This is a genomic window from Microcystis sp., from assembly GCF_048564745.1.
GTDB classification, from domain to species: Bacteria; Cyanobacteriota; Cyanobacteriia; order Cyanobacteriales; family Microcystaceae; genus Microcystis; species Microcystis ichthyoblabe_A.
In genome coordinates this window covers 1-4,300 of record NZ_JBLZRT010000183.1, presented here as the reverse complement: position 1 = coordinate 4,300, position 4,300 = coordinate 1, and the positions used below count along the sequence as shown (strand labels likewise).

The following is a 4,300-nucleotide window of genomic DNA, read 5'->3' as shown; positions in this document are numbered from 1 at the left end:
ATCGTATTCCTGAAAATTATCAAAGATTTTTTTGAGTTCATCAGTGGGAGAGTTATCTACTACTGATAAATTAATTTCCATGGGTGTGCTAAACAGAGACTTAATTGCTTGAGTAACTATCTCTGGGTCATTTTTGTAAAGGACAAGGGAGGCGCTAAGTTGCATAAGTATCTAAAGCTATTTTTTACTAAAAAGAGTATCCAAACAATTCTATATCTTCCTTGAGATGTTCACTAATAATTTTTTTAGTTTCTTCGTTATAATAACTCCTATAGTCTCGCTGACGTTGATGATTTTGATTGACGCTTGCTAGTTTTACTTCTGGTAACTTAAGCAATTCTAGTATTCTCTCATAGTCTTTTTGTCAAGTTTCAAATATAGTTAAAATATTCCCAGTCATTTAAGATAATTTTTCTCAGAGATTTCTCCAAAGACGACAACGCTACTTTGGGATTACGGATAAAAAGAGAGTTGTATTTGCAGGAAATTAACATTTTATTCTCATCTCCAGTTGATTTTTTAGTGACAGTCATAGAACTACATTTTTTTTGCTATGATAACCTTCTGATCTTCAATTACATTGCGCGTCGAGTTTACTAGACGTATTTCAGCGTGAAAACCACAACTTTCTAACCGTTTAGTTATATCCAATCCGTAATTTCTGAAGGCAAGAACTCTTCCCTGTCCACGAATTTGATCGCCATGATACTCAGGTTCAAGCTGATGTATGATAGTCCCATCAGGCTGCAAGAAACATCTTTCAACTGTTTTCGGGTTATCTGATAAAGGCACGGTAAAAATAAAATATCCATCTTTTTTTAAGACTCTGTAAATTTCAGAAAAACCCTTGCTGTCATCAGGAACATGCTCAAAAACTTCGGTAGAAGTCACTAAATTAAAAGATTCGTCGTTGAGAAGAAGATTTTGAACGTCTTGACAGACAACAGAGTTCTTCATCAATCCTAGAGGTACATCATCAAAGTATTCAGAAAAGTATAAATTTTTAAATTTACCCTTTAAGAATTTATACAAAGCTCCGCGAGAAGACAACTCGTAAACATAGGTACTGGTTGAAAAATTTAGAGATTCAATTGTCAAACCAACTGCTCTATGAATTTTAGTAGATCTACAGTTTAAACAACGAGTACCAAAATATCCTGGATGTATCTGAACCACCACAGAACCGCATAAATTACAAATCCCAATCATCTCAATAGAGCCTCCTTTTATTCTTGTATATGGTTATAGTTCATAATTTTTAATTAGCATCAATTAATTTTTTGTACTCCTGATAGTAATTGTCACACATACTTTCCAAAGAAAAAAGTTTTTCGGCTTTTAACTTAGCCAGAGAAACTTTGTCTTTAATTTCATCTAGCATAAGTATTTTGTTGTTCAAGTCGTCTATATCATCAAGCTGAAAAAAAGTTACTTCGTTTTCTCGAAATATTTCCCTAAATGTCGGAATATCAGAACAGATAATCGGAATTTCTAAATTAGCTGCTTCCACTAGAGCTAAACCAAATCCTTCCGAGCGAGATGGAAAAACAAAAACGTCAATATTAATCGCGGTTTCCCAGGGATTTTCTCGATAGCCTGTAAAAACACATCTTTGGGCAACTCCTAGTTTTTCTGCCAAGACTTGCAATCGATTAATGTCTTGAGATGTTCCCCCTATTGCTATCAGATCGTACTGGGTATTTTTCTGTAATACTTGGATAATTTGCTCCACTCCTTTTCTTTTATTTAGGATAGAAACTGTACCTATTACAATTTTATCTCCAGTTTTTATATTACTCCCTTTGATTGTCTTTACACTGTCATCCATTTTTTTTATTCCATTGTAAATTACAGTGGTATTTTTATAGCCAATTCCTTGATAGTATCTTTCCATCGTCTGACTTATGCAAACTGCCAAATCTAATTTTCGGCAGGCTAGGTTCCATAAATTTCCCCATATATAACCTAGTAGAGAGCCTTTGTCGTATCTGAGTTCATCGACGTGATAGCCATGAATGGTTGTAATCTTTATGCCCTTAATCTTATGGTAATTAATGGCAAGGTACAAATCGGGTTTTAATCCATGGGAGTGGACTATATCGTAATCTTTTAATTCTCGACAAAAACTGGTGAAACTTATTCTTTGAACAGGAGCATTAAAGCTGAGGCATTTTTCTTGAGCATTAGTTTCACTAAAGTAGAATACCTTCACCTCATGCTCAGGATAAATACTATTAGACAGCCACAGAGGTATTCTCGTTAAGCCACTATCTTTGAGACGAGGAATAATATAAGCGATTTTCATATATCGTATTTGCTCTCAACTTTTATTATCTATCTTCACTGCCATTATGCTGGACTATTTTTGACAAATGTAGTGATTCGCAGTTGTCGCTTAATATATCGCATTATTACTACTGCCAAAGAGAGCAATAATTCTAGTTTTGACTGCCTTAAAACTTCCTTTCTAGCTCTAAATTCTTCCCGCAATGCTAATTTTATATCTGAGGAGCGACCACCCAGTAAAAATTCAGCAGTGGCATAATCAAATTGTTTGGGTTTTGATAATTGAGTGAACCTGAGCCAAAGATGGTAATCCATAGCACATTTATAATTATTGTCAAACCCATTTACTTCTTCTATCAAAGCTCGTTCAGAAAAAACAGTCGAATGGGGAATCGTATTTACTATGTGAAGTAGTTTTTGACTAAATTTAGGAGGACAGAAGCAACCCACTATAGTATCGTCTGTATGACTTCTCAATAGTTGATTACCGAAACACCATCGCCAGCCTTCTGAATTATAAGATGAAACCACTGACGACAGGGTTGTGTCAGCAGCAAATTTATCCCCTGCGTGTAAGTGATTAATTAGAATTCCTGTTGCTAAACTTATCCCTTTATTCATAGCGTCAGAAATTCCTGCATCTGGTTCGCTTACCCAATAATCAATTACTTCCTCATACTTGCGTATAATATCAACTGTACCGTCCGTGGAACCTCCGTCTATGATGATATATTCCACGTTATCATAAGTCTGGCTAATGATACTCTGAATTGTCTGCTCTAAGTGCTTTTCTCCATTAAAAACTACCGTTATAATAGTAACCAAAGGAACTGTAAATTTTTCCGATAACTCACTTGTCTCCCCGTAGGAGTGCTTGAAATATCCCTTTGTTCTCAATCCTCCTTCTCCCTTACGTTCTGGATTTGCTGGAGATAATATGAGATATTGTAGGGGATCAGAAGTGAGCTTGCGAGTCGTGGAAAAGTTATGATTAAGATTAATTATTTTCATGATTGTTTGGAAGCGCGTAATTTTTAAGCAATCATCCAGAAAGAACCGGGTAATCGCTCTTCATTATAAGCATTGATATTATCAAGAAACACAGAATTCTTATAAGAAGATACCATAGATAAGGATGCCAAAATTTCAAACTTTTTGTTAAATTGTAGAAAGGTCTCTAAAAAGTATTGCTCGTTCCAGTATCGTGATTCTTTGAGATTCCATTCGATGGGATAATCATAGGGAAAAAATATATCGTGAATATGAACTAAGACTCCTGTTTTTAAACGGGGATAAACTTGAAGAAATTCAAACTCCACATCACTACCAGACTTAAACACATGACTAGAATCCACAAACAGAATATCATTGGTTTGCAGGGATTCAAAAACAGACAAATCTACGGCTTCTACTTTCTGGGTAAGCAAACTAAATTCTAGAAAATCTTTACTAATATTAGCAAAGTCTTTTAAAAAATCTTGAGGATAAGGCTCGATCGAGATCAGTTGTGATTTTTGGGAATTTTCTATAAAATTCATTTTTAAAGCTGCGGCGATAATTTTAGTGCTACCACCTGAGCCAATTTCAATTATCCGAGACGGCTTTTTTTCTCTGACCATAGCATAGAGGACTTCTGCATCGCCACTAATGAGAGCAGAAGTATCTTCGGAATAACCAAATGCTGAAAAAATTTCTTTATTGTTAAATTCTAAAGCATATTTTTCTAGTAAATATTTAACCAGTTCAGTTTGCTTGTCTAGATGCCATTCAATTGAGCTAAGAGGCCTTTCTTTGCCCGCGTATGTCATAATTTCCTGACGGTTGGGTATGGGCTGATAAAAATGGTCAGTAATTAGGGTGTAGCCAATATTTCTTAAGAGGGGATTGAAGATTTTTCTGGCTAGGGCAAATTTAATATTTCTTCTACCCTGCTCGGTTTGCATACGGTTAAGTAATTTTTTTCAACATTGTCAACCTTTACACTACTAATATTTACTGTCATGTTTTGTCGTCA

Annotated in this window: 4 protein-coding genes and 1 pseudogene; all 5 read right to left on the bottom strand. The window is 35.0% G+C overall.

The window, feature by feature from the left end:
- Nucleotides 1-165: pseudogene (locus tag ACOCD9_RS19620) on the bottom strand (glycosyltransferase family 2 protein); the annotation flags it as partial.
- A 372-nt stretch (nt 166-537) separates the two neighbouring features.
- Entirely contained in the window at nt 538-1,209 is a 672-nt protein-coding gene (locus tag ACOCD9_RS19615; protein ID WP_287702016.1) for a class I SAM-dependent methyltransferase, read from the bottom strand.
- 49 nt (nt 1,210-1,258) lie between these two features.
- Entirely contained in the window at nt 1,259-2,305 is a 1,047-nt protein-coding gene (locus ACOCD9_RS19610; RefSeq protein WP_287702014.1) for a glycosyltransferase family 4 protein, read from the bottom strand.
- A 44-nt stretch (nt 2,306-2,349) separates the two neighbouring features.
- Nucleotides 2,350-3,297 carry a glycosyltransferase family 2 protein gene (locus tag ACOCD9_RS19605; protein WP_287702012.1) on the bottom strand — a complete coding sequence of 316 codons (948 nt, stop codon included), beginning with the start codon at nt 3,295-3,297 and terminating at the stop codon, nt 2,350-2,352.
- A 23-nt stretch (nt 3,298-3,320) separates the two neighbouring features.
- A complete protein-coding gene (locus ACOCD9_RS19600; RefSeq protein WP_287702010.1) occupies nt 3,321-4,229 on the bottom strand; it encodes a class I SAM-dependent methyltransferase in 909 nt (302 codons plus the stop codon).
- Nucleotides 4,230-4,300: the final 71 nt, after the last annotated feature.

Bases quoted from the DNA above. Each gene is read 5' to 3' on its own strand.
- ACOCD9_RS19600 (WP_287702010.1), bottom strand. From the start codon at position 4,229: ATGCAAACCGAGCAGGGTAGAAGAAATATTAAATTTGCCCTAGCCAGA.
- ACOCD9_RS19615 (WP_287702016.1), bottom strand. From the start codon at position 1,209: ATGATTGGGATTTGTAATTTATGCGGTTCTGTGGTGGTTCAGATACAT.
- ACOCD9_RS19610 (WP_287702014.1), bottom strand. From the start codon at position 2,305: ATGAAAATCGCTTATATTATTCCTCGTCTCAAAGATAGTGGCTTAACG.
- ACOCD9_RS19605 (WP_287702012.1), bottom strand. From the start codon at position 3,297: ATGAAAATAATTAATCTTAATCATAACTTTTCCACGACTCGCAAGCTC.